This is a genomic window from Oceanobacillus caeni (genome assembly GCF_042678465.1).
Classification (GTDB): domain Bacteria; phylum Bacillota; class Bacilli; order Bacillales; family Amphibacillaceae; genus Oceanobacillus; species Oceanobacillus caeni.
Genome location: NZ_JBHTKV010000001.1, coordinates 489,596 through 511,666 on the forward strand (window position 1 = coordinate 489,596; position 22,071 = coordinate 511,666).

General features: G+C 35.4%; 26 protein-coding genes. 6 read left to right on the forward strand and 20 right to left on the reverse strand.

What is annotated here, in order from left to right; all coding sequences use genetic code 11:
- Positions 1–333: 333 nt before the first annotated feature.
- The 5 genes from ACFQ18_RS02360 to ACFQ18_RS02380 all read right to left on the reverse strand — a co-directional run bounded on the left by ACFQ18_RS02360 (position 334) and on the right by ACFQ18_RS02380 (position 3,354).
- The gene (locus tag ACFQ18_RS02360; RefSeq protein WP_047184162.1) at positions 334–1,101 is read right to left on the reverse strand and encodes an isoprenyl transferase; all 768 of its coding nucleotides are present in this window, start codon (positions 1,099–1,101) and stop codon (positions 334–336) included.
- A 25-nt stretch (positions 1,102–1,126) separates the two neighbouring features.
- Positions 1,127–1,957 (reverse strand): DUF817 domain-containing protein, encoded by an 831-nt coding sequence (locus ACFQ18_RS02365; protein WP_047184163.1) that lies wholly within the window; start codon positions 1,955–1,957, stop codon positions 1,127–1,129.
- A gap of 39 nt (positions 1,958–1,996) precedes the next feature.
- Positions 1,997–2,218 (reverse strand): helix-turn-helix domain-containing protein, encoded by a 222-nt coding sequence (locus ACFQ18_RS02370; RefSeq protein ID WP_047184164.1) that lies wholly within the window; start codon positions 2,216–2,218, stop codon positions 1,997–1,999.
- 10 nt (positions 2,219–2,228) lie between these two features.
- Positions 2,229–2,705, reverse strand: a complete 477-nt coding sequence (locus tag ACFQ18_RS02375) for a DUF2975 domain-containing protein (RefSeq protein ID WP_047184165.1) — start codon at positions 2,703–2,705, stop codon at positions 2,229–2,231.
- Positions 2,706–2,874: 169 nt separating this feature from the next.
- The gene (locus ACFQ18_RS02380) at positions 2,875–3,354 is read right to left on the reverse strand and encodes a GNAT family N-acetyltransferase (RefSeq protein ID WP_047184166.1); all 480 of its coding nucleotides are present in this window, start codon (positions 3,352–3,354) and stop codon (positions 2,875–2,877) included.
- A gap of 208 nt (positions 3,355–3,562) precedes the next feature.
- On the opposite strand from ACFQ18_RS02380, the gene ACFQ18_RS02385 reads away from it, so the two are divergent.
- The 3 genes from ACFQ18_RS02385 (at position 3,563) to ACFQ18_RS02395 (ending at position 6,258) form a co-directional block, all read left to right on the forward strand.
- Entirely contained in the window at positions 3,563–4,909 is a 1,347-nt protein-coding gene (locus tag ACFQ18_RS02385) for an alkaline phosphatase (RefSeq protein WP_047184167.1), read from the forward strand.
- Between the two features lie 253 nt (positions 4,910–5,162).
- Positions 5,163–5,507, forward strand: coding sequence for a PadR family transcriptional regulator (locus tag ACFQ18_RS02390; RefSeq protein ID WP_047184207.1), 345 nt, complete (start codon positions 5,163–5,165; stop codon positions 5,505–5,507).
- On the forward strand, positions 5,500–6,258 hold the full coding sequence (locus tag ACFQ18_RS02395) for an HAAS domain-containing protein (RefSeq protein WP_047184168.1): 759 nt from the start codon (positions 5,500–5,502) through the stop codon (positions 6,256–6,258). Before ACFQ18_RS02390 ends, ACFQ18_RS02395 begins: the two co-directional genes overlap by 8 nt.
- Positions 6,259–6,534: 276 nt before the next feature.
- Here the strand turns inward: ACFQ18_RS02395 and ACFQ18_RS02400 are convergent, their stop codons facing one another.
- Complete coding sequence (locus tag ACFQ18_RS02400; RefSeq protein WP_047184169.1) at positions 6,535–7,407, reverse strand: LysR family transcriptional regulator; 873 nt, start codon at positions 7,405–7,407, stop codon at positions 6,535–6,537.
- Between the two features lie 255 nt (positions 7,408–7,662).
- Between ACFQ18_RS02400 and ACFQ18_RS02405 the strand changes: the two genes are divergently transcribed.
- Positions 7,663–8,805: an AbrB family transcriptional regulator gene (locus ACFQ18_RS02405; protein ID WP_111014449.1), complete on the forward strand. Its 1,143-nt coding sequence runs from the start codon at positions 7,663–7,665 to the stop codon at positions 8,803–8,805.
- A 413-nt stretch (positions 8,806–9,218) separates the two neighbouring features.
- Here ACFQ18_RS02405 and ACFQ18_RS02410 read toward each other — a convergent pair whose 3' ends face one another.
- The 11 genes from ACFQ18_RS02410 to bla all read right to left on the reverse strand — a co-directional run bounded on the left by ACFQ18_RS02410 (position 9,219) and on the right by bla (position 16,754).
- Entirely contained in the window at positions 9,219–9,650 is a 432-nt protein-coding gene (locus ACFQ18_RS02410; protein ID WP_047184170.1) for a retropepsin-like aspartic protease, read from the reverse strand.
- Positions 9,647–9,895: a hypothetical protein gene (locus ACFQ18_RS02415; RefSeq protein ID WP_047184171.1), complete on the reverse strand. Its 249-nt coding sequence runs from the start codon at positions 9,893–9,895 to the stop codon at positions 9,647–9,649. The genes ACFQ18_RS02410 and ACFQ18_RS02415 overlap by 4 nt, the downstream gene beginning before the upstream one ends.
- Positions 9,896–10,038: 143 nt before the next feature.
- The gene (locus ACFQ18_RS02420; protein ID WP_047184172.1) at positions 10,039–10,491 is read right to left on the reverse strand and encodes a regulatory YrvL family protein; all 453 of its coding nucleotides are present in this window, start codon (positions 10,489–10,491) and stop codon (positions 10,039–10,041) included.
- Positions 10,492–10,520: 29 nt separating this feature from the next.
- Positions 10,521–10,805, reverse strand: coding sequence for a hypothetical protein (locus tag ACFQ18_RS02425; protein WP_047184173.1), 285 nt, complete (start codon positions 10,803–10,805; stop codon positions 10,521–10,523).
- A gap of 200 nt (positions 10,806–11,005) precedes the next feature.
- Positions 11,006–12,196 carry an ABC transporter permease gene (locus ACFQ18_RS02430; protein WP_145523141.1) on the reverse strand — a complete coding sequence of 397 codons (1,191 nt, stop codon included), beginning with the start codon at positions 12,194–12,196 and terminating at the stop codon, positions 11,006–11,008.
- Positions 12,193–12,894, reverse strand: a complete 702-nt coding sequence (locus ACFQ18_RS02435) for an ABC transporter ATP-binding protein (RefSeq protein ID WP_060669150.1) — start codon at positions 12,892–12,894, stop codon at positions 12,193–12,195. Before ACFQ18_RS02435 ends, ACFQ18_RS02430 begins: the two co-directional genes overlap by 4 nt.
- A complete protein-coding gene (locus ACFQ18_RS02440; protein WP_052771636.1) occupies positions 12,891–14,021 on the reverse strand; it encodes an efflux RND transporter periplasmic adaptor subunit in 1,131 nt (376 codons plus the stop codon). The genes ACFQ18_RS02435 and ACFQ18_RS02440 overlap by 4 nt, the downstream gene beginning before the upstream one ends.
- Positions 14,021–14,698 (reverse strand): Yip1 family protein, encoded by a 678-nt coding sequence (locus ACFQ18_RS02445; RefSeq protein WP_060669151.1) that lies wholly within the window; start codon positions 14,696–14,698, stop codon positions 14,021–14,023. Before ACFQ18_RS02445 ends, ACFQ18_RS02440 begins: the two co-directional genes overlap by 1 nt.
- Before the next feature lie 298 nt (positions 14,699–14,996).
- On the reverse strand, positions 14,997–15,455 hold the full coding sequence (locus tag ACFQ18_RS02450; protein WP_145523140.1) for a DUF3278 domain-containing protein: 459 nt from the start codon (positions 15,453–15,455) through the stop codon (positions 14,997–14,999).
- A complete protein-coding gene (locus ACFQ18_RS02455) occupies positions 15,452–15,652 on the reverse strand; it encodes a helix-turn-helix transcriptional regulator (protein ID WP_060669153.1) in 201 nt (66 codons plus the stop codon). The genes ACFQ18_RS02450 and ACFQ18_RS02455 overlap by 4 nt, the downstream gene beginning before the upstream one ends.
- A 172-nt stretch (positions 15,653–15,824) precedes the next feature.
- Entirely contained in the window at positions 15,825–16,754 is a 930-nt protein-coding gene (gene bla / locus ACFQ18_RS02460) for a class A beta-lactamase (RefSeq protein ID WP_060669154.1), read from the reverse strand.
- A gap of 370 nt (positions 16,755–17,124) precedes the next feature.
- Here bla and ACFQ18_RS02465 point away from each other — a divergent pair, with 370 nt between their 5' ends.
- Together ACFQ18_RS02465 and blaI are read left to right on the forward strand one after the other, a co-directional pair.
- On the forward strand, positions 17,125–18,915 hold the full coding sequence (locus tag ACFQ18_RS02465; RefSeq protein ID WP_204797883.1) for a BlaR1 family beta-lactam sensor/signal transducer: 1,791 nt from the start codon (positions 17,125–17,127) through the stop codon (positions 18,913–18,915).
- 40 nt (positions 18,916–18,955) lie between these two features.
- Positions 18,956–19,339 (forward strand): penicillinase repressor BlaI, encoded by a 384-nt coding sequence (blaI, locus tag ACFQ18_RS02470; protein WP_047184185.1) that lies wholly within the window; start codon positions 18,956–18,958, stop codon positions 19,337–19,339.
- A gap of 91 nt (positions 19,340–19,430) precedes the next feature.
- Here blaI and ACFQ18_RS02475 read toward each other — a convergent pair whose 3' ends face one another.
- The 3 genes from ACFQ18_RS02475 to ACFQ18_RS02485 all read right to left on the reverse strand — a co-directional run bounded on the left by ACFQ18_RS02475 (position 19,431) and on the right by ACFQ18_RS02485 (position 21,849).
- On the reverse strand, positions 19,431–20,063 hold the full coding sequence (locus ACFQ18_RS02475; protein ID WP_047184186.1) for a LysE family translocator: 633 nt from the start codon (positions 20,061–20,063) through the stop codon (positions 19,431–19,433).
- Positions 20,064–20,686: 623 nt separating this feature from the next.
- Positions 20,687–20,869, reverse strand: coding sequence for a hypothetical protein (locus ACFQ18_RS02480; protein ID WP_047184187.1), 183 nt, complete (start codon positions 20,867–20,869; stop codon positions 20,687–20,689).
- Positions 20,870–21,423: 554 nt separating this feature from the next.
- Positions 21,424–21,849, reverse strand: coding sequence for a DUF4181 domain-containing protein (locus ACFQ18_RS02485; RefSeq protein WP_047184188.1), 426 nt, complete (start codon positions 21,847–21,849; stop codon positions 21,424–21,426).
- Positions 21,850–22,071 lie beyond the last annotated feature (222 nt).

Consider the following 22,071-nt stretch of genomic DNA (forward strand, 5'->3'; position numbering starts at 1 on the left):
TTAAAAATACTCCCCAGAGTACACTAGAGAGTTGTATATGATTATCTATTTAAAAATATCCCCACGGTTTCCAATGGCTTCGATATAGACCACCTTCTCTTGGTGGTCACCTTTATTTCAACATTCTTTTATTTATATGATAAACCATTTTGATTGAAAATTAACATTAAGGAGTTTATACAGGTTTATTAATTAACCTGTAATTCCCTTTATAGAAAACTTTACACTTACCGCTAAGACTTGTTGAAAAATGTTTATCGTTGTAAATTCACATTTCCCATTTTATTATATTATCTTCTGATTTTCTTATTTTTTCTTCCTCTATAAACCAACTTATATTCCGCCATACCTTCTCTTTCGTTGCCGATATTCTTCAAGCGCATGCAGAAATTCCTTCTCTGAAAAATCCGGCCACAGTGTATCGGTGAACCAGAACTCCGTATAGGCAAGCTGCCATAGAAGGAAATTGCTCAATCGTTTTTCCCCGCCGGTGCGAATAAGTAGGTCAGGTTCTGGCATACCAGCTGTGTATAAGTATCCTGAAAGCTGCTGTTCATCCAGTTCATTCAGTGACAATTTTCCAGCTTTTACATCCAGGTGAATTTCTTTCATGGCATTCAGAATCTCATATCTACTTCCATAGTTGATTGCAATATTCAGTTGAAGACCGTCGTTGTCCCGGGTACGATTGATTGCGTACTGTATAGCTTGACGTGTATAGGCTGGAAGTTTTCCCAGATCACCAATTGCCTCAACTCGTACATTATTAGATAAAAGATCAGGCAAATAATGATTTAGAAACTCCTTAGGAAGTCTCATTAAAAAGTCTATCTCGAGCTTAGGACGTTTCCAATTTTCCGTGGAAAAGGTATAAAGTGTAAGAACCTTTACCTTGCATTTGACTGCTGCCTTGACAATTTTCACAACTGCAGATACCCCTTCATTGTGGCCAGCGACTCTGGGCATGCCTTGCTTTTGGGCCCAGCGTCCGTTTCCGTCCATAATGATGGCCACATGGTCAGGTGTACTACCTCCCGTATTATGATAGTTTTCTTTCGATTGCAATTGCTTATTATTGAAAAAAGGAATTTTCATTAACATTGTCTATCCCCTCAAATGTTGTTCTTTAACTACTACCTTCACGGAACTTACCTTTCACCTGTTTTAACGTCGCAACAATTAGAAAGCTAACAATCACGAGTAAAACCCATGAACTCACCTTTCCTATATGTACAAGACTCCATGCATCAGCTTGGTTTGGATATTTCCAAGCTCCAAAGAACGTTGCAATGTTTTCAGCTATCCATATAAAAAATCCGATGAGCACAAAAGAAAGTGCGATTGGCATACGATAACGAGTTCCACCCACCTCATATGTGACCCATGATTTCCAAAAGACAATAATGACAAGTCCGGCTAACCAGTAGCGGATGTCAATCCAAAAATGATGAGTGAAAAAATTTAAATAAATCGCAGCTGCAAGAGTGACAACCACTATAAACGGTGGCCATTTAACCAGATTAACTTTTAACCTTCTCCATGCCTGACAGAGATAACTCGCAACACTTGCATACATGAACCCACTATATAACGGCACTCCCAAAACTTTGAAATATCCTTCCTCCGGATAAGCCCAAGAGCCCATATGTACCTTAAAAATTTCAAGAGCAAGCCCAATCAAGTGAAACAATGTGATAACCTTTAGTTCATCCCACGTTTCAAGCCCTGAACGTACCATCCAGCCTTGCATAAAAAGAAAAAGGATGAGTAACCAATCATACCGCGGTAGGAAAGGTAGTGGAATCATTTGCGTAATGGCCAAAGAGGCAAAAATAACGACAGGAAACAAACAGGATAAGGCCTGCTCCCAACCAAAGAGAATGAGTTGTTTGAATGCTCTTGAGATGGATGCCCTCACTGTTTTTTTCTGAGCATCTTGTTGAATGGTTACGTTCATCCTATCTACTCTCCTTTTCCCCTACAAGTGGTTTCCTTATTACCCTTCCGTTTCTTCATCACCTTTATATTCCAAAATATCCCCTGGTTGACAATCTAGTGCCTTACAAATTGCATCTAAAGTGGATAATCGGATTGCCTTTGCCTTTCCATTTTTCAATATAGAAAGGTTAGCCATTGTAATTCCAACCCGCTCCGACAGTTCTGTTACACTCATTTTCCTCTTCGCTAACATTACATCAATATTAATTATAATTGCCATGTCATTCACCTCAGACCGTTAAATCATTTTCAGATTTGATATCAATAGCTTCTTTTAATAGTTTTTGAAGAACAGCAGCAAAAACAGCTATAACCAGTGATGCAAAAATAGGAACCATTCCAATTATGATAAGCCCTGGCGCATCGTCTAGCTCTGCTACAACATAAACAAATGGCAGCATAACCACATACAAACCACTGATTGTCATGGCGCAGAATTTAATGTTTTTTAGAGCCTTAACAGACAATTCCGAGAAAGCTTGACTCTTGTCAATGTAACTTAATAGTTTAAAAGACTGATACAAAGCTATGAAATAAGGAATCACGGATATACAGATTCCTATTACAATCGGATACAGTAAATGGGCATAATCTGGATTTACAGGATTATTCACTAACCAAGGTAACCCAAATCCCCCCAAAGCAAGTACTGGTATTCCAAGAAGAATAACGGCTATTTTTAAAAAGAGTGTAGAAACTTGTTTCATAAAAAAAACACCTCACTAAATTATTTTCAAGAATGATTTTACTATTTTATTAATCGTTTTACAATAAAAAAATATTGTTTTCTGTTATATATTTATTGTGATTTGATTCTCTATTCACTTTAGATACAGAAAAAAAGCATTCCTGTAATAAGAAATGCTTCTACCATCTTTACGATAATTCTTTTATATACCACGCATCCATAGCTCCATGCTCTGAACCATCTAGAGGTTTTTCTAGTGATTTGAATCCTAATTTAACATAAAGGAGATTAGCTGTTTCGAGTTTCTTTAATGTCTCTAAGTAACAGTATGAATAATGCTCCTTAGCAAAGTCGAGAGCTACTTTCATCAGTTCCTTCGACAGTCCTATTCCTTGTGACTTCGGTGTAATGTATAGCTTTTGGAGCTCGCAAACCCCTTCCTTCTGTGCAAATGGTGCAATACCTACACCACCTACCACTTCATCTTGTTCATTCACTGCTACCCAATAGTTAGCATTTGATTGTTGCTTGTAAAATTGTGCTAACTTGCCAAGCTCAGGATCAAAATAGGCAGTTCCCGGAATGTTTAAATCAAACGATTCCAGTGAGCGTTTAATAATTTGCTCCATTGTATGATTGTCTTTTTCTTCGATTTCACGAATATGCATGTTTTAACCTTCCTATCACTTAACTGTATTAAGGTAATGTTAGCATAATATGAATGGGATTTTAACAGTATTTTCTACATTTTCCTTCAAAAAGTACTAGTCATTTAGTATGAATATTCTTTATAAACCATTAACTTTCTATTAACTCTCTATCAATATATATCTATTAAACTATAAGTGTAATAGATTTTGGAAAAGGAGAGATTAGATGTTAAAAAAACTAGGTATTGTAGCTTTAAGTGGAGCACTTGTATTTTCCGGGGTAAATCTTGGAACAGCAGATGCAGCTAAACCAGAAAATGCCGGTAAGGGAAATGGAAATGGAAATAATGGGAAAGTAGAAAATGTGATATATATGATTCCGGATGGATTTAGTAGTGACTATGCTGCGAATTATCGTTTGTTCAAAGGCGAAGATGCCATTTGGGATAGTCATTTAAAAGGGATGTATACTACGAAATCAGCAAACTCTGACATTACCGATTCTGCAGCTGCTGGAACAGCGATGGCAACAGGGATCAAAACAAATAATGGTGTAGTTGGACTTGATACAAAAGGGAACAAGGTAGAAACCATTCTAGAAGCTGCTGAAAAAGATGGCAGATCTTCTGGATTAGTAGCAACCGCAACCATTACACATGCAACTCCTGCCTCATTCGCTGCACATGTGGATGACCGAAACAATGAAACAGAAATTGCCAAACAACTTATTGCTAGTGATGTAGATGTCATGCTTGGCGGAGGAAAAAATAACTTTCTTCCAGCCTCTGAGGGCGGAAACCAAGAGGAACTAAACCTACTTACACAAGCAGAAGAACAAGGTTTTGAAATCGTAGAGACTCGCAACGAATTAACGAATGTAAAAGACCTAAATGTAGAAGATGGAGATAAATTACTTGGTTTATTTGCTAACGAAGCATTAGCACCTGAGTTACATCGTGGTGATACAAAAGAACCTAGTCTTGCTGAAATGACAGAGACAGCAATAAATGTATTAAAAGAAGATAAAGATGGCTTTTTCTTAATGGTGGAAGGAAGCCAAATTGACTGGGCAGGACATGCGAATGATGCTGCTTGGGCTATGTCTGAAGTAGCAGCTTTTGAAGAAGCAGTTGAAAAAGCGATAGAATTTGCTAAAGAAGATGGGAAAACATTAGTTGTTGTTGGCGGTGATCATGACACAGGCGGAATGACGACTGGGGCAAATGGATCCATGGAATTGAATTTGGACGTATTACAAAATGTTACAGCTACAGGGGATTACATGGCAAGCCAGTTAAATGATGATCGTTCTAATGTTCGTGAAGTGGTTGAAGGACATACTAGACTTACATTATCTGAACAACAAGTCCAAAAAGTTCAAGAAGCAGAGGATGCAGCTTTAGCAATTAATACAGTTACAAGTGAACATGCGAGTGTTGGCTGGACAAGCACCAATCATACCGGTGTAGATATCCCGCTTTATGTGTATGGACCACAATCCGAGAAATTTTTAGGGTTCCATGATAACACCGATTTACCTAAAAAGATTGCAGAAATGATGAAGATAAAATAAGAAGAACTCTGCGAAAGGTCTCTTACATGATATCACTACATGTGGAGACTTTTTAATCTTCTTACTTAATTTTAATGGGTATTCGGATTATCATGTGGAACCTTTACTATATCGATTTCCTTAGAAACTTACCTTGCATTACAAGGCTAATAATGCTATCCTCTATATATCATGTAATACAAGATATTCTATAATCATAACCCTTGCATTACAAGTTAGTGGAAAAGGAGTGAAAGATTTGTCGACAACACAAATGCTAAAGGGCATCATTGATGGCTGTTTGCTGGCAATTATCAAAGATACAGAAGTGTACGGTTACGAAATGGCAGAAAAACTTGGTAGTTATGGTTTTCACTCTTTTAGTGAGGGTACAATTTATCCTTTGTTATTGCGGATGCAAAAGGAAGAATTAGTTACATCCACCTTAAAAAAATCCACAGCAGGACCAAGAAGGAAATATTATTCACTAACTCCAAAAGGGGAGTTGGAATTGAATAAATTTATAGAACGCTGGAACAATTTACAGTCTAATGTTAACAAAGTGTTGGATTGTGAGTCAGATACAGAATATACAAAAGGAGATGAAATCATTGAGTAATGAGTTAAAACTTTCTAAAAAAAGCCAAGAGTTCTTGGAAAACTTACGTGTTTACTTATTTTCAAGTGGAAAAAGATGGGATGAAATTGAAGGAATTGTGAATGAATTAGAAATCCACTTATCCGAAGCTGAAAAAAACGGAAAACCCATTGAAAAAGTTATTGGGAAATCACCGAAGGAATATATGGAAATGATTTCTAATGAAATGATTATTGACTATCGAACATGGTTCAAATACATTTGCCTAATCATTTTTGGGGCCTTGTTTATAAATATTTTACCCGATTTATTGGAAGGAAATCTCTCCTACTCTGTCTTGGAAATTGTCGGATACATTGTTATTACAATAACCTTTATTGCTTCTGTATTTACTGGTTTTAAATACATTTCCAAATCAAATCAATCTATTAAAATACAGGGATTAATATTGTTTACTATAGCTCTACTGCCAATGCTTTTGTTTAGTGGTTTGATTTTCTTAAATAGATCCATCAATACTCCTATCATCTATTTGGGCAATACAGGAAGCATAATTATTGCTATTATTGCAGCCCTATTTATTATCGGAATGTCTCTTTGGGCGAAAACTTGGCTTCTAATTATCGTAGTGACAATGTTAACACTACCTAATTATTTACTAAACCTAACATCATTGGAATATGAAACACAACTAATCTTAAATTCAATCATAACCTTTGGTGGAATTGGCATTTACCTTTGGATAATGTTTAAACTAGAGAAGAATAAATAGATATGTCTACTGAAATAACAAGTCCATTATCATCATCGAATAAAGGCATCCCATGGTGTATTATTGAAACATTTGAAAAGATATTCATACAAGAAAGTTAATGATATTGATGAATATACGCTCATATGATAAAGCAGACTTCCTTAGGTGGGGGTTTTCCTTCCTTTATGGACAGTTGATCCCCACCTATCTCCTTTGTTTCTCTAGAAACTTAAGGTGGGGTAATTCTCTAATATATCTTTCAAAAATCGGTGCTCCCATTCGGATGCTAATAGACTAAATTCTATTCTCCACGTCAACACTTTCTATAAAATCAACAAATGCCCTCACAATATTTAACTTTAAAGAATCCTCATGGTATAGCATCCATGTCTTACGCAGAATTGGCTTTCCATCTTTCATTTTTATTACATATTTGTACACATCATCTACGTCATTTAGCGACATACTTGGTAAAATGGCATAACCTAATCCGTTCACAACCATTTTTTTACAGGTGTCCGCTTTCGTTACTTCGATACTGACTAATGGCGGTTGGGTAAAGTTTTCAGACCACCAATGATCAACAGAAGCTTTCAAATGTGTGTCAGAATGGTAATCAATTCTAGGTAAACGGGGAAGATCCTGGATATCTATCTTTTCCTTAGAGGCGATACATATCGTCTCTTCTAATAATAAGTGTTTTTTATCTTCCCAGCTGTATTCCCCTTTTACAATACCGATATGAACATCCTGCTGATAAATTAATTGTGCAATATGACTGCTAAAGCCTGTTGTTACCTTGAATTCAATATTAGGATACTGTTCCTTGAATAACTTTAATAGGTTGGGAAGCTTATAATCGGTAAAAAAGTTAGAAACACCTAACCTTAATGTTCCTGCCACGTTATTCTCCATATTCTGGACATTTTCTTTCATCCTTTGAATGGACAACAACATATCATGCGCACAGGTTGCTAGATATTCCCCCTGTGGTGTAAATTGAACACCTCGTCTTCCTCTGTTTACAATTTGTACGCCAAATTCCTTTTCCAATTGTTGGATGCGATTTGTCAAGGCAGGCTGGGATATATATAATCTCTGCGCTGCTTTCGTAATGTTTTTCTCATTGTAGAGCGTTTGCAAAACTAGCCAATCTCGTTCAATCAAATGAATCACCTCATCAGCCATCAACTTTTGTTATAGATAAATATGCAAATTCAATATTTTATTTATTTCTAAAAGTATACTATATTGGATGTAAAACGTAAAAGTTAGTATCTTAGAAAATTGGCATTTGCCAAGCCTTTGGACGAATGCCTTAGTTGTACTTATGCAAGTTTACGGTGGGCGAGTAATTGGAGCCCCAGGATAAAAAGGTTTATACCTTTTTATCTGCCAAAAAACTAAAAAGAAGGTTTTACAATGATGGAAGGTAAATCTGTATTTCGATTTGTCGGGTTTGTCATCATAAGTGGAATAGGAGGTTTTCTTCTTTCGCTCACAGGTCTATCAATTGGTTGGATGATTGGGACACTTCTCACGGCGACCTTGCTTTCTATTTTCTACCCAAAATTATTGCAAGTACCAGCACTTCACAAACAAAAAGGGTTACCAAAGATTTGGTTACATGTCGGCCAGCTTATATTAGGTATAGAACTTGGACGGAAAATGAATAGTTCCGTGTTATACATTTTCGGGGAAAATTGGCTGACGATCATTGTTATGCTTATTTTGTCCATTGTTTTCGCTTTACTTTCAGGATTTATTGTATGGAAATACACGAACTTGGATATGTTGACTGGTTTTTTCGCAACTGCACCTGGTGGTCTATCCTCGATTCCAAGTATTGCGGAAGAAGTAGGTGCTAATACCGGAATTGTCAGCATTGTTCAGACCATGCGTATATTTTTAGTTGTGCTAACCATACCGGTCGTTCTCTCAATGAGCTTTGTTAATCATACTAGTTCAGTAGCTAGTCATCCCGTTTCAACAGCAACCCCACCCTTTGAAGCAGAGCAGGTACTATGGATGATTGTGTTCATAGTGATAGCATGGCTTGGGTATTATTTAGGTAAATTTTTAAAATTCCCTGCCCCATGGCTGCTTGGAAGTATGGTAAGTGTTGCAGCTGTTAAGTCCTTTGGTTCCATTATTATCGGGCACGACCTTATATTTTGGTGGCCACATGTGCTTATGATTTTGTCACAAGTTTTCATCGGCGCAAGCATCGGCTCTCGTTTTCATAAAAATATGTTCAGCGGATTAAAGAGAACCTTAGTCGTATCCCTTTTAGGTACCATTGGCCTTATCATTTCTATGTTCACCTGTTCCTATATCGTTTCATTGCTAACTGGTATATCATTTATCACATCCGCCTTAGCATTTGCCCCGGGCGGAATAGCAGAAATGACTACTACTGCAATCGTCCTTGATGCAGATTCTACATTTGTCGTGGCTGTGCAAGTACTAAGGATCATCGCTGTTTGTATCATACTCCCGCCATTGTTTCGATGGTTAAATTATTGGGAGATGAAAAAGGGGGCGTATACGCATGAATCTGCTTAGAATTGATGCGAAATTTGTATTTTTCTCCAATAAAAAAAGAGTTTACCGTTTAAATTAAACAGTAAATAAATGATAAATTGCATAGAAAAACGCAGTGATATTAGTATCGCTGTGTTTCTTGATATCTATTGACCTGTTCTTAACCATTTTTTCTCAATAATATTAGGCTCTTTACGGTTAGTATGAAGTACATATAATTCCCTTTTGGATCTTCACGATGAAGTGCCTGATATTCTCTCATTGCTTCTAGAGAATTAGAAAACTTCTTCAATGGCGTAATTTCCTCTAGTATTCGTTGTAATTTTATCAGAAGATACGGTATCTTTATTTAGATACAGAGATTATGTTTGCTCCGTAATCACTCCATTCACGAAAATGTGCTTGTAGATATTTTAATAATAGAATTTCTATATTCAAAGAATTAACATAAAAATAGGGTAACAGAAATTTGACTCTAAATTCCTGTTCCCCTTTGATTGATATAATTCTAGCTTATCTAAATCAAGTATAAATTTATTTGGTTTTAAAATATCCAAACCAAGTAACCCACTATGTTCTGCGGGTAACATTCCTACGTCCAACTCAAAGTTCTTTATAATAAATGTACCAATCCGTATTTCATCCATAACTTTTGTATAAAACGGAACACTACCACCAATCCCGTATGCCTCATAAATGGTATCGCCGTTTTCATATTTCACCCCAATGGTTTCTAATACATCTGGGGAAATAACCGTGTGAGATGAACCAGTATCAATTATTACATCGTCAATTCTGGTTGAGTTTCCACGATAATTGATAGTTAGAGAAGTAGTAATAAGTTGTCCATCAAATAATATGTTCACTGCAGCCTTCTCACTTTCATTAAAGGATCCTTACGAATGTGAATTACAAATTTTTCATTTGCTGTATGGTATACTACGGTTCCTTCTTTAGCTTTAAAAAATTCTCTAGTTGCATCTTCATCATCAATTGTACGTATTGGTGCTACTTCATCAACTATCTTCTTGTCATTCTCATAATGATAATCTAGAATTGAAACTAAAAGAAACTGATTAGGGAATAATTCCCTTACCTCTTGCCATTTCATTTAGCACCCCTCCTCTTATTTCTAATTATAATAGAGATATTATAATTATCATACACAAAAGACTATAAATAATTATTTGTTCAAAACTAAAACTTAATTATTTTATTATAAACCCCTTACCATAATCAATTAATATTAGCAACTTATTCTTTATCGTCGTCATCTCCATCAAAAACAATCTCTATTACAGTAAGCAGCAATGCAATAATAATCTCTGTTTTCAAGGAAAGTGCAATACTTGTCATAAGCTCATCCACCGTAAACAGAACTAACCAATTCGATGTGCCTTCAATAATGGCTCGAATCAAAATCACCTTTCTTTTACCTGTTATATTCCGGACGGACAGCTTGAAAATTACTTTAGAAAATAACTCAACAATGATGCCTAGAATAATGAAGTTGATAACGAAAACAACCAATGACCAGATGGATTCATATCGTACATCAAGTAATTCAAATATTCCCGCCAAGCCAAAGAAAAAAAGCCCAAATACAAAACCCACTGCCAGGATTATGAGAAGTGCTATTCCTAAAATTGTTGCCATCTTTTCTTTTATATTCATATTACGAAATGAATCATTTTTATGTTCAGGCATAGGTTTGTTTCTCCCTTGTATATTAAGGATTATGTATCTTCCATTTTCAATTTATCAATATATTGCTTTCCTTCAACCAATGAAAGACCTAAAGTTTCTCTAGCCTTTTTAACCGCTTTTACATCTTTACCTTCTTTTATAAGTTGACGCAAATCATCGTTTATTGGATTTTCCGGTATATCCGATTGTTTAACTAGCCGATCTAGCTTGTACTGCATAGCCTTCATACGGCCTTCTAATCTATCCAGTTTAATAAATAAAGAAATAACCATAAATACTAGTAGAATAGATATACATATAAGAGTGTACTCCATTATTAGCATCCTCCTTTGATAAAGTTTATACCTCTACTTTCTATACAAAAACGTTAGGTAAAAACTAACACATTCGCTCGTCTCTCAGCAAATGTGTCAGTTTTTCTTATACTTGGGACATTTAACTTTAACAAACGAATTATTTCCATTGTAGCTTTTGGATCAAGACCTATACCAAATGAGGTTTTAAAATACCCACGTTATTCATAACGTAATGACTCAATAGGATCTAGGCTAGATGCCTTGTTCGCAGGTAAGATTCCAAAGATAACCCCAATGATCATCGAGAATAATAATCCACCGATAATAACTGGGAATGATACGAGTGGTGGCCAGCCAGCAAAATAAGAAACGACATTGGCAACCCCTGTTCCTAAAAAGATACCAATCGCTCCACCAATTAGTGTGAGGGTTACCGATTCAACGAGAAATTGGAATAAGATTTGTCCCCGTGTGGCACCTAAAGACATACGGACACCAATTTCACGTGTCCTTTCTGTAACAGAAACGAGCATTATATTCATCACACCAATTCCACCAACCAATAAGGATACCCCTGCAATACTACCGATAATGATGGTCATAATACGTGTTACCTGTCCTAGTCCTGCCGCAATCTCTTCCATATTCATCACCTGGTAAGCTTCCTCTGTATCATGAATGCGGTTCAGCATATCAGCAGCTTTCGCCCCAACTTCCTGTAATGCATCAGCATCCTCGGCTTGTAATGTGACTTCACTAATATCATTGCTCGCATAAATACTTCGCCATGTATTCCAAGGAATATACACATCATTTGATCCAAAGGAAAGAAAACCAGTTGGTTCTTCTAAAATCCCGACAATTTCAACGGGCTGGGACTCAATATAAATCACCTCACCAAGCGGGTCTTCCCCGTCAAATAATTCCTCACGAAACGAAGCACTTACAACAGCCGTTCGACTACCACCAAGGAAATCCGTTGCAAGTAAGTTTCTTCCACTTTCTACTTTTAGTTCATTCACATCTAAATAGGATTGGTTTATTCCAGTAATATAGGCTTCAACCGTATCTTCTCGATTACGTATATCACCAAAATTACTACTTGTTGCAACAACATTGGTTACTTCTGGAATCGTCTCAATTGCCTTAATATCCTCTTGTGTAAACGGGGACATCAAACTATACGCATTCGCCTGTATCTCTTCATCGGATGGCATGTAGTATAATTCTACCGTGTTTCCTGTGCCAACAATCTGCGACTTTAACATCGCCTCTCCGCCTTGTCCAATGGCAACAATGGCAATAACAGAACCAACACCAATGATAATCCCAAGCATCGTTAAAATCGAGCGCATTTTATGTGATAACAAGGAGGAGATTGCCATTTTCATATTTTCTAAGATACTCATTGAAGCCTCTCCCCCTCATCCATAACTACCTGCTCATTTCTATTTAATAATCCATCACGAACATGGATTTGTCTTTGTGCATACACAGCGACTTCTTGCTCATGTGTAACCATTACAATCGTGGTACCTTCAAGATTTAACATCGTGAAAAGTTCCATAATTTGTACACTTGTTTTAGTATCAAGTGCCCCTGTTGGCTCATCTGCTAAAATGAGATCTGGCTGGTTAACAATTGCTCTAGCAATGGCGACACGTTGCTTTTGTCCACCAGATAATTCATTTGGCAAATGATACATACGATCAGCCAGTCCGACTTTTTCCAGTGCCTCTTTGGCCCGCTCCTCGCGTTCCTTTTTCTTTAAGCCTGCATAAATCATCGGAAGCTCTACATTCTTCCATGCATTTAAGCGTGGTAATAATTGAAATTGTTGAAAGACAAAACCAATCGATTGATTTCGTACTCGGGCAAGTGCTTTATCATCATACTCAGACACGAGTTTTTCATTTAAAAAATAGTCACCACTTGACGGACGATCTAAGCAGCCAATAATATTCATAATCGTTGATTTTCCTGAACCAGATGGACCCATAATAGCGGTAAATTCACCTTTATTTATCGTTAAATCAATCCCCTTGAGAACATCAACATCCTCTTTACCCAATTTATAGCTTTTCCTAATAGACTCTAAACGTATCATTGTACCGACACATCCATACCATCTTTGATGTTCTCTGCTGGGTCTATAATTACTTGATCTTTATCCGTAATTCCATCGCTAATCTCGATTGTCTTAAGAGATGCGGTGCCTACCTTTACTTCTCGTCTTTCGGCTTTGCCTTCCACGACAACATAAACATAATTATCATCTTCCTCTTGTTGTACTGCAGTGATCGGGAGTGTGTTCGCCTTATGTTCATCCGTTTTAATTTCCATAGTCATTTGAAACCCCGGTTTTAGACCAATATCTTTATCGTCCACGGTGACTGTTACTGGATACTGAACGCCTGTAGTTCCATCATCCATCCCCATTTCACCTGTATCATTTGGTAGATAGGATATGTGGCTAACTGTTCCTGTCCATGATTCATCTGGAATCGCATCAGAGGTTAACGTGACTGTTTGACCGTCCTTTATATTCAAAGCATCATATTCTGATACGGACCCTTCAACAATCAGCTGATCAAGTGATCCAATACGGATAAGCGGTTGTTGCTCCATTTGATTTGAAGTAAAGGCAGCCTGTTCATTTACTTCAACCACTTTTCCGGTAATATCACTTACTACCTTTAAATCAGCGATTTGTTGATTAATGGTTTCTTTTTGTAATTTAAGCTGTTCTAATTCAATATTCGCCTGTTGTTGTTGTAACTTAATCTGATCATGTTCCTCCTGTAACATCTTATTTTCTTTATCTTCTTCGATTTGTTTATCAATTTCCTTATGCTGCTCTCTTAAACTATTACTCTGCAAAATTCCAGATTGTTGTTCAAGTTCATTCTGTCTTTGTTCTAATGTTAGCTGATCATTTTTATATGTGAGGAGTGCTTTTCCTCTCTCAATATCATCTCCTTCGTTGACAAGAATTTCTGCAATTTCTCCCTTGTCAGGACTGTAATAAACGGTTTGTTCTTCAGCAAGTTTTAATGTACCCTGTGTCAACACCTTATCCGTAATCTCTTCTTCTTTTAATGTCGTCACTTCAACAGTAAGATTGCTTTCATCAGCGTTTACCCAAATATTTATTCCTAGAAATCCGACAATGATAGCTACAATACCTATCGCAATCCATATTTTTCTCTTCTTCGTTTTCGCTTCCATTTCCATTAGACACCGACCATTCCACTAAATGCAGCGCCAATCATAGCGAAGACAACTCCGATAACAAAGAACGCAATAGAAACCGTCCATGCCAATCCCTTCGAAAAATTCGCAACTCTATTCAATCCAAGCGCTGCAAGAATAACTCCCCAAATGCCAAACAATTCAATACTATTTAGTAAACCGCCGATTGCACCCTCAGCCGGAATAATCGATCCTAGACTAGTGAACATTGTTTCCCCATCTCCACCAAGGATGGCAATACCAATTCCATTTATAATGGAACCTAAGACAGATATAATCATTATGTATGTACACATAGAAAATAATTGCTTAAAAGATACTTCCGATCGAGCTAACTTTGCAATAATCCAATAAATAAAACTACTGATTAGAGCTCCAACAATTGGTGCAATCACACCTAAAATACCCGAAGTTACTGCTACAAATACTGCAAAACCAGCCATTTCCTCATCTGATATGCCATCGAGTCCGGTATCTACACTAAACATCGTAATCAGCATTCCAACAATAAATAAACCGATAATAATTGCCATCGGTCCCAAAATCCTTGGACGCTCCCTAATCCGTTCGAACTGTTCGATTGGACTCCAAATCATTCCAAATATGGAGGGTTTCTCCACAATTGGCTCTTCCGTTTCTAATTTTTTTACTTCTGACATTGTGCTTACATCCTTTCTGATTTTAATCTTTATATCCTTATACGGTAACTATTCTGCAAAAGTTTCAACTTTTTTAATTAAATAACAATTTATTTAAGACATCAGAAAAAGGAAAAGGTTTGTCCCTCACCATAAAGGTTAAAAAAACTAACATATTCGCTCGTCCTTTAGCGAATGTATTAGTTTTTATACTTGGCCCGTTTAATTTTTAAGATATATTGGATCCGTTCCGAACTAAAATTTTATAGCTTTCAAACGTAAAACTAAGTGATATTTGGTTGTTAAAAAAGAAAACTCATTATAACAATTCCTTATTCTTTTTATAGGATCTCCTTAAGGAAATGAAGCTAGTGATAAACCAAACTATGCCAACACTTAATAATAACCCTATAATTTCCATCCATTCGTTTCGATTGCTTGGTATATCTAAAAAAATTAAGTATAACAGCATAAAAATAACTACAAAGCTACATGTTCTACTGAAAATGTTTTTTATCTCTTTCTTGTAAGAATGTTCTGTTGCAATATCTGTATATTCAATTCCAGATATTATATACCTTCCCGAAACATATAAGAGGAATATAGCAACGAACAATAATAGTACTATTTCTACATCGTTAATAGTAAAAATTCTGTTACAAATTATCATAATAATAACAGATAGGAAAAGGATTATTGCTCCTTCCGAGAAAAAATACAACATTCTTTTTTCCTTATACTCATCATCTGGCAATAAAAAGGATATCCAAGATTTCATATCAAATTCTCCTCCCAAAATAAATCATCTAACGTTTTATTTAACTCTTTTGCTATTGCAACACATAATTGAAGACTTGGATTATATTCTCCTTTCTCAATTAGCCCAATCGTTTGCCTCGTAACTCCCACTCTTTTGGCTAATTGTTCTTGTGTCATTGACATTTTCAATCGCATTATTTTCACATTATTCTTCATAAACTCACCTGTTTTATGTAATTTATATCTTACATATGTAATTTATATCTTACATCCTTTTTAGAAAAAAGTAAAACTAATTTTTTCGTTAACTTATATTTGAGAAAAGAATGTTTCTACACTCATTAAAAAAAGACCATCGAGAACTTCTCGATAGCCATAGATCTTACATTTATTTTAGGGCGTTAAGTGCAATCTTAACAGCTTCCGCAATCAACGCATCATCATATGTTGCATCCTCTGTATCATGACGGGACATAATTGCAATGACGATTGGCTCTCTGTTTGGTGGCCAAACAACTGCAATGTCATTTCTCGTTCCGTAACTTCCGGCTCCACTCTTATCGCCAACCTCCCATCCTTCTGGTGCGCCTGCACGAATCAGTGTATCACCTGTCGCATTTCCCTGTAGCCAATCCGTGAACTGTTCACGCTTTTCATTCGGAAGCAAGTCACCTAATGCAAATGCTTGAAGACTAGTAGCAAGAGCTTTTGGAGTACTGGTGTCGCGAGGATCTTCCGGACTGAATTGATTTAAGTCTGGTTCATATCGTTCTGCCTGAGTATCGTTATCTCCTATCTCTCTTAGGGTTTGTTCAAATTCTTTAGGGCCACCTATTGCATTAAATAAGAGGTTTCCAGCTGTATTATCACTGGTTCGAACTGCTGCCTCAGCAAGGTTTAAAAGGGTCATACCGCTATCTACATGTTTCTCAGTCACCGGAGAATAGGGAACCAAATCCTCTTTAGTATAAGTGATAACTTGATTAAGCTCTTCCATAGAATTCTGCTGCAGAACAATAGCAGCAGCCAACGCCTTGTACGTGGATGCAAAGGCGAAACGTTCCTCCGATTGATATTCAATGGCTTGATTTGTTTCTGTATCAACCGCATAGACACCAAGTTCAGCATCAAACTCTTCCTCGAGTTGAGAAAACTGATTATCTATTTTTGCTGTTTGATTTTCTTCTTTCTCCTCCTTAGATGAGGCATCCTTTGAATTTTCCTTATCCGCGCAAGCCGCAAGTGTGATCAGCATAAGCAATAATATACATAATGTAAATTTATGTATGCTGAATTTATATTCAAATCGTTTTCCCATATCTATAACCTCTTTCTATTTTAGATTCACTATCTTGATTTAATAATAATCAAATTTGACTTAAAACTTTAAATAAGATTTTATTGTTAACCTTAGTTCTATCTTCTTCCTTACAACTCTTCTAAATTAACTCCTGTTCCTCCTTTCCAGATTACACCTGTAGTCATATACTACAATTGTAATCGATATGTGTCAAGTTGTTTCATAAACTTTCTTTAAAGACTTTTAATCTCGTATTCTATTCCATTTTCCTATATTAGGTAATCAATAACTAATTGATAATCTTCTAATGAATTGTTAAAATGCAAATACCTACTGGTGGGAAAGAACTTTATATTTTCCTACTTGCCAAAAAATGGAGGTAATTAGAATGTTCCTCGTATACATATTCACATGTTTTATAGTGTCCTCCATTACTATAGCTGTTATTATGTTGATTAAAAGGTTATTTTCAAAACACATTTCCGAGAAATGGCAGTACAATCTATGGTTTTTATTGCTAATCGCGTTAACTCTACCATTTTTACCAAAACAACTATTTCATTTTGAAAATCTTTTTCTTTCATTCGATGTAAATCAAAACAATGGAATGATCGATTCATCTATCAACAACGACAAAAGCTTAAGATTTAGTAATGGAAACTGGATGGAGGACTTCACAGTATCAGTCCATCAACTCGACCTGGATTTTCTAAATATAACTTTAGGAAGTATTTGGATCATAGGCATGATAGTCATGATTATTCTATCCCTACTAGCCTGGGTTAAGTTAAAGAAAATAAAAAGTACAACATCGGTTCTAAAGAATCAAGAGGTATTACATTTATTTGAGCAGTGTAAGAATCATTTGCATATCTCCAAACCGATATTCATTGGAGAATCACCACTTGTCAAATCTCCAATGACATTCGGTATATTTAAGACATATGTGGTGTTGCCGATGCAGCTTGACGAATGGATGCCACTTGAAAAAATCCAATATATTTTTATGCATGAACTACATCACTACAAATATAAAGATATCGCAACAAACTTCATCCTCATCATTTATCAAATTATTTACTGGTTTAATCCACTTGTATGGATTGCTTTTAAGGAAATGAGGGTAGATCGCGAAATTGCCTGTGATGCAGCTGTTTTAAAATCATTGGATGAGCATTGTTACGTAGATTATGGGAATACAATTATAAATTTTGTGGAATTATCCTCACGATCGAGTAATATTACTTGGACCAATCAGTTTAATGGACCCAAGGAGCAACTCAAAAAACGAATCGAAAAAATTGCATCTTTCACGATGGAATCAAAGGGCTTAAAGTTCAAAAGTATTTCAATATTTTCCCTTATAGGTGTATTCGTAGCAGGTCAAGTCCCATTTGTTTCAGCCATGTCCAATGACAAAAGCTTTTATCATTTTAACAGTGAAGAAAATACCACTTATGAAGACTTCAGCGAATATTTTTCTAACTATGATGGAAGCTTTGTATTATACGATATGAAGGCTGATCATTATACCATTTACAATAAAAATAACAGTATGACAAGAGTTTCTCCGAATTCTACTTACAAGATTTATACTGCATTATTTGGATTAGAGTCAGGAGTAATAGCAGGTGATCATTCCACAATCAATTGGAATGGAAAACATTATCCTTATGAACCTTGGAATAAAAACCAAAACTTATCAACCGCTATGAAAAATTCGGTAACTTGGTATTTTCAGGAATTGGACCAAAAAATACCTAAAGACACCGTCCAAACTTATTTAAGACAAATTGGATATGGAAATGAAGATCTTACTGGTGGAACAGACTATTGGCTAGAATCTTCTTTAAAGATATCTCCAATCGAACAGGTACAATTACTATCAGCGTTTTATACAAATCAGTTTGGTTTTAAAGATAAGAATATCCAGACTGTAAAAGACTCCCTTTTATTAGAGGTATATGATGATGTAAGGTTATCTGGAAAAACCGGTACTGGTACTATTAATGGCAAAAATGTAAATGGCTGGTTTATTGGATATGTAGAAACGAAGAACAATACATTTTTCTTTGCAACCAACATCCAAAATGAAGATAATAGTTATGGAAGCAAGGCCGCAAACATAACATTATCTATTTTAAAAGATAAGGGAATCATTAAGGAAATTGGAGAATAATTGAATTTCACATGTATGTAAAAGAAGGAGGGGAATCAGGTTGACTAAGAAAATCCCCAATATTTCAGAATCAGAATGGGAAATTATGCATGTCCTATGGGAAAAGTCTCCTAGAACGGCTAGTGAGGTTATATCTTCCATACAGGAAAAAACAGATTGGAAGCCGAAAACCATACGTACTCTTTTAGATCGTCTTACTCAAAAAAAAGCCGTTGGTGTCAACAAAGATCAAAGAGTCTATACGTTTTATCCACTTTATTCACAAGAAGAGTGTCAGCGCGCCAAGGCTCGCTCCTTCATTGATCGAATTTATGGTGGAACCTTAAAGTCGATGTTAGTTCAGTTCATTCAGGAAGAGTCTTTATCAGAAGATGATATTAAAGAATTACGTTCCATTTTGGACAAAAAACCTAAAGAAAAATGAAGGGCAAGACAAGGTAATATTTTTTTAAAAATAAGATACTGATAAAAGAGCGATTATGGTTAGTACCGTAATCGCTCCCTTCGCTGAATCTCTATATAACATGTGTTATCGCCATAATAAATTGATAAACAAAATAACATGAAAAACCAATTAATACTAATCCTGCAACGATAGAAAACCCTTTAATCATGGAATGGCTCATTACTTTTCTAGTTGTCGCCACGATGGTTAATAACCCTATATCGTGCAATAAAATTCCTGTTAAAACACCTGAAGCGATAATTAAAAAGTTGGCTGGCTCAGCCGCATTATACGAGTTGGTTAGTACTGCCCCAAATACACTTAACCAGAAAACAATATTCCCTGGCGATACGGCAACAAGAAATCCATTACGATAAGTAGACCATAATGATTTTTTCGGTTTTTCTCCTGATAATGTTATATCCTTGTCCGCATTCTTAATGGAATCATATCCGATTAGTAACAAAAATATTGCACCAATGAACCACATAGGAATTTGAATAAAAGGAAGTTGCAAAATTGAGGCTAGCCCCAAATAAAGGCATAAAATTAAAACAAAATCAATGGTCATTCCACCTAACCCCACAACCCAACCGTGCATAAATCCGTTTTTAAGACCTTGTTTCGTCATTTCTACCGTAATTGCCCCTACTGGCATTGCAACAGCAAGTCCCGCAATAACATATGTAAAGAATAATGCCATTAACCTCACACCCCTATAAAAAGTAAATACTATCATATCATAAAAATTTAAAATCATGTATATTTATGCAATTGCTTTTATAATTATTATTTGACTTTTTTCAATCAAATTGGTAGCTTCAGAATAAATATTAACTGAAGAGTTACCTTTATCCTTATTTAGCCTCCAATTTCAAAAACTCCATTTTGAAAAAAGATTAATCAAAATGGAGTTTCATTTACAAGTTAATGTATGTTATATTTGATTTGCTACGTGGATCCATAGTAGCAATCGTTTCATACGGACTAACATCTAAATCTTCAGGAGAAAGAGTTTATAAATACATGCAATATTTTTATATCTTATGCAATAAAAATACAAGAAATTCAGTCTGAAAAGTTTATCAGAGGCAGATTGGTAGATTATATGAATATCTTTAGAAGTCTATTAAAGAACAAAGATTATAGAGATTTGTTTAGCGCGTCCTTTAAGAAAAGAATCCCCTTATAAATACGCAGCGTATAAAGGTGGGAGTAGGATAAATATAACTAATTCACTGATGTATTTGGAAGATAAAATGAATCCTAATTTATTATTTACATTTTGAATTCCTAGTCAATGTAAAAGGATCGCCCAATTATTCACTACCTACTTTTTTTAATTCCTATACGGATAAACAATAAAGAAAAGAATACTAAAGCTGATATAGCAATTGTCCTACCAATATACATCCAATTCATTTCCCCATGTCGAATTGCACTCACAATTATAATCCCTACCAGAACACCCACAATAATATAAAAATATGATATTAATTTATTAACCATAAGAACCCTCCTTAGATTATTTAATTATCTTTAACAAAATATTAGATTGTTGATACCGAGACTGGAGTTTGGAAACAACTTTATTGTTATTTAACACTATCCTGCTTACCTCGGACCTTATGATAAAGGGACATAATGATCCAAATAGGGATTGGAAGTACGATCACTCCAGCTGTTATATATGATAAGAGTTAATTGCAGAATCTGGATCTCTACCACCGACAAATAACAAAAGAATAGCCAATAGTAATAGGACAAGGGATGGTATGGCTTTTACTAAATGGACTAATCCTTTTCTTCCTTCTACCTTCCATTTGTTCCTGTAAATTGTGATTATAGTCCAAGCTGTTGGGAGAGCAAATATACTGAGAATAATGGCAACTATAATAAGTAATGATTCTAAGATGCCGGAACTTATTATAGCCCCAACCCATGCGAATGCTGTTATTAAAACAAACGGAACTGCCAACTTTTTCATGGAGTCAATTGAAGAAAAAAGAACCCTACAAGGCTCTTCACTAAATTAATATAATTTTTTTGATTATCCAACTGTATTATATTAACCCAAAAAAATCAGTCTTGAACAAAATTAAAAATAATATAAGAGTAAATATTACTTGACTAATTGTTAATTTATATTCATTCGGATTTTCCGCATACTTTCGCTCCATAATTGCTCTAACGATTTCTGAAATACCAATCAGAATAAATATAATAAACCACGGATAAGTTCTATCCATAGGTTCTCTCATGATGGTTATCACATAGGTAAATAAGATAATTACTATTGTAATAATTCTAATTGTCCAATCTATTTTTTTATGCTTCTCATTGAAATAGTTATTTGAAAATAAATTCCCTCTCCTTTTCTCAACTTTTAGCCAATTTCTCATTATGGTATGAAACAAAAACAATATAAACCCTACAATGGCTAACAACAATATAAATCTCAACAAAAAGTTAGGCTCTTCACCATACATAAATTCATCCATCCTCCCATACGTTTGCTTAATAACATATTTTTATTTTACATAAAAATTGCCATCATTACATAGAACTTCCTAAATTATTCAAAAAGTTAACTTACCTCACCTATTGTAGTTGCTTTATTCATATCAGATAATTATTTAAGTTTACCTAAAAATAAAGATTGACTTCCAACAAAAAACAGGCATTGAAAAGTTCAACCTAATAAATGGACT

What these genes read in the sequence shown, in the direction of transcription:
- ACFQ18_RS02360 (WP_047184162.1), bottom strand. Translation starts at nt 1,101, where the DNA reads ATGTTAATGAAAATTCCTTTTTTCAATAATAAGCAATTGCAATCGAAA.
- ACFQ18_RS02365 (WP_047184163.1), bottom strand. Translation starts at nt 1,957, where the DNA reads ATGAACGTAACCATTCAACAAGATGCTCAGAAAAAAACAGTGAGGGCA.
- ACFQ18_RS02370 (WP_047184164.1), bottom strand. Translation starts at nt 2,218, where the DNA reads ATGGCAATTATAATTAATATTGATGTAATGTTAGCGAAGAGGAAAATG.
- ACFQ18_RS02375 (WP_047184165.1), bottom strand. Translation starts at nt 2,705, where the DNA reads ATGAAACAAGTTTCTACACTCTTTTTAAAAATAGCCGTTATTCTTCTT.
- ACFQ18_RS02380 (WP_047184166.1), bottom strand. Translation starts at nt 3,354, where the DNA reads ATGCATATTCGTGAAATCGAAGAAAAAGACAATCATACAATGGAGCAA.
- ACFQ18_RS02385 (WP_047184167.1), top strand. Translation starts at nt 3,563, where the DNA reads ATGTTAAAAAAACTAGGTATTGTAGCTTTAAGTGGAGCACTTGTATTT.
- ACFQ18_RS02390 (WP_047184207.1), top strand. Translation starts at nt 5,163, where the DNA reads ATGCTAAAGGGCATCATTGATGGCTGTTTGCTGGCAATTATCAAAGAT.
- ACFQ18_RS02405 (WP_111014449.1), top strand. Translation starts at nt 7,663, where the DNA reads ATGATGGAAGGTAAATCTGTATTTCGATTTGTCGGGTTTGTCATCATA.
- ACFQ18_RS02415 (WP_047184171.1), bottom strand. Translation starts at nt 9,895, where the DNA reads ATGAAATGGCAAGAGGTAAGGGAATTATTCCCTAATCAGTTTCTTTTA.
- ACFQ18_RS02420 (WP_047184172.1), bottom strand. Translation starts at nt 10,491, where the DNA reads ATGCCTGAACATAAAAATGATTCATTTCGTAATATGAATATAAAAGAA.
- ACFQ18_RS02425 (WP_047184173.1), bottom strand. Translation starts at nt 10,805, where the DNA reads ATGGAGTACACTCTTATATGTATATCTATTCTACTAGTATTTATGGTT.
- ACFQ18_RS02430 (WP_145523141.1), bottom strand. Translation starts at nt 12,196, where the DNA reads ATGAGTATCTTAGAAAATATGAAAATGGCAATCTCCTCCTTGTTATCA.
- ACFQ18_RS02435 (WP_060669150.1), bottom strand. Translation starts at nt 12,894, where the DNA reads ATGATACGTTTAGAGTCTATTAGGAAAAGCTATAAATTGGGTAAAGAG.
- ACFQ18_RS02440 (WP_052771636.1), bottom strand. Translation starts at nt 14,021, where the DNA reads ATGGAAATGGAAGCGAAAACGAAGAAGAGAAAAATATGGATTGCGATA.
- ACFQ18_RS02445 (WP_060669151.1), bottom strand. Translation starts at nt 14,698, where the DNA reads ATGTCAGAAGTAAAAAAATTAGAAACGGAAGAGCCAATTGTGGAGAAA.
- ACFQ18_RS02450 (WP_145523140.1), bottom strand. Translation starts at nt 15,455, where the DNA reads ATGAAATCTTGGATATCCTTTTTATTGCCAGATGATGAGTATAAGGAA.
- ACFQ18_RS02455 (WP_060669153.1), bottom strand. Translation starts at nt 15,652, where the DNA reads ATGAAGAATAATGTGAAAATAATGCGATTGAAAATGTCAATGACACAA.
- bla (WP_060669154.1), bottom strand. Translation starts at nt 16,754, where the DNA reads ATGGGAAAACGATTTGAATATAAATTCAGCATACATAAATTTACATTA.
- ACFQ18_RS02465 (WP_204797883.1), top strand. Translation starts at nt 17,125, where the DNA reads ATGTTCCTCGTATACATATTCACATGTTTTATAGTGTCCTCCATTACT.
- ACFQ18_RS02475 (WP_047184186.1), bottom strand. Translation starts at nt 20,063, where the DNA reads ATGGCATTATTCTTTACATATGTTATTGCGGGACTTGCTGTTGCAATG.
- ACFQ18_RS02480 (WP_047184187.1), bottom strand. Translation starts at nt 20,869, where the DNA reads ATGGTTAATAAATTAATATCATATTTTTATATTATTGTGGGTGTTCTG.
- ACFQ18_RS02485 (WP_047184188.1), bottom strand. Translation starts at nt 21,849, where the DNA reads ATGTATGGTGAAGAGCCTAACTTTTTGTTGAGATTTATATTGTTGTTA.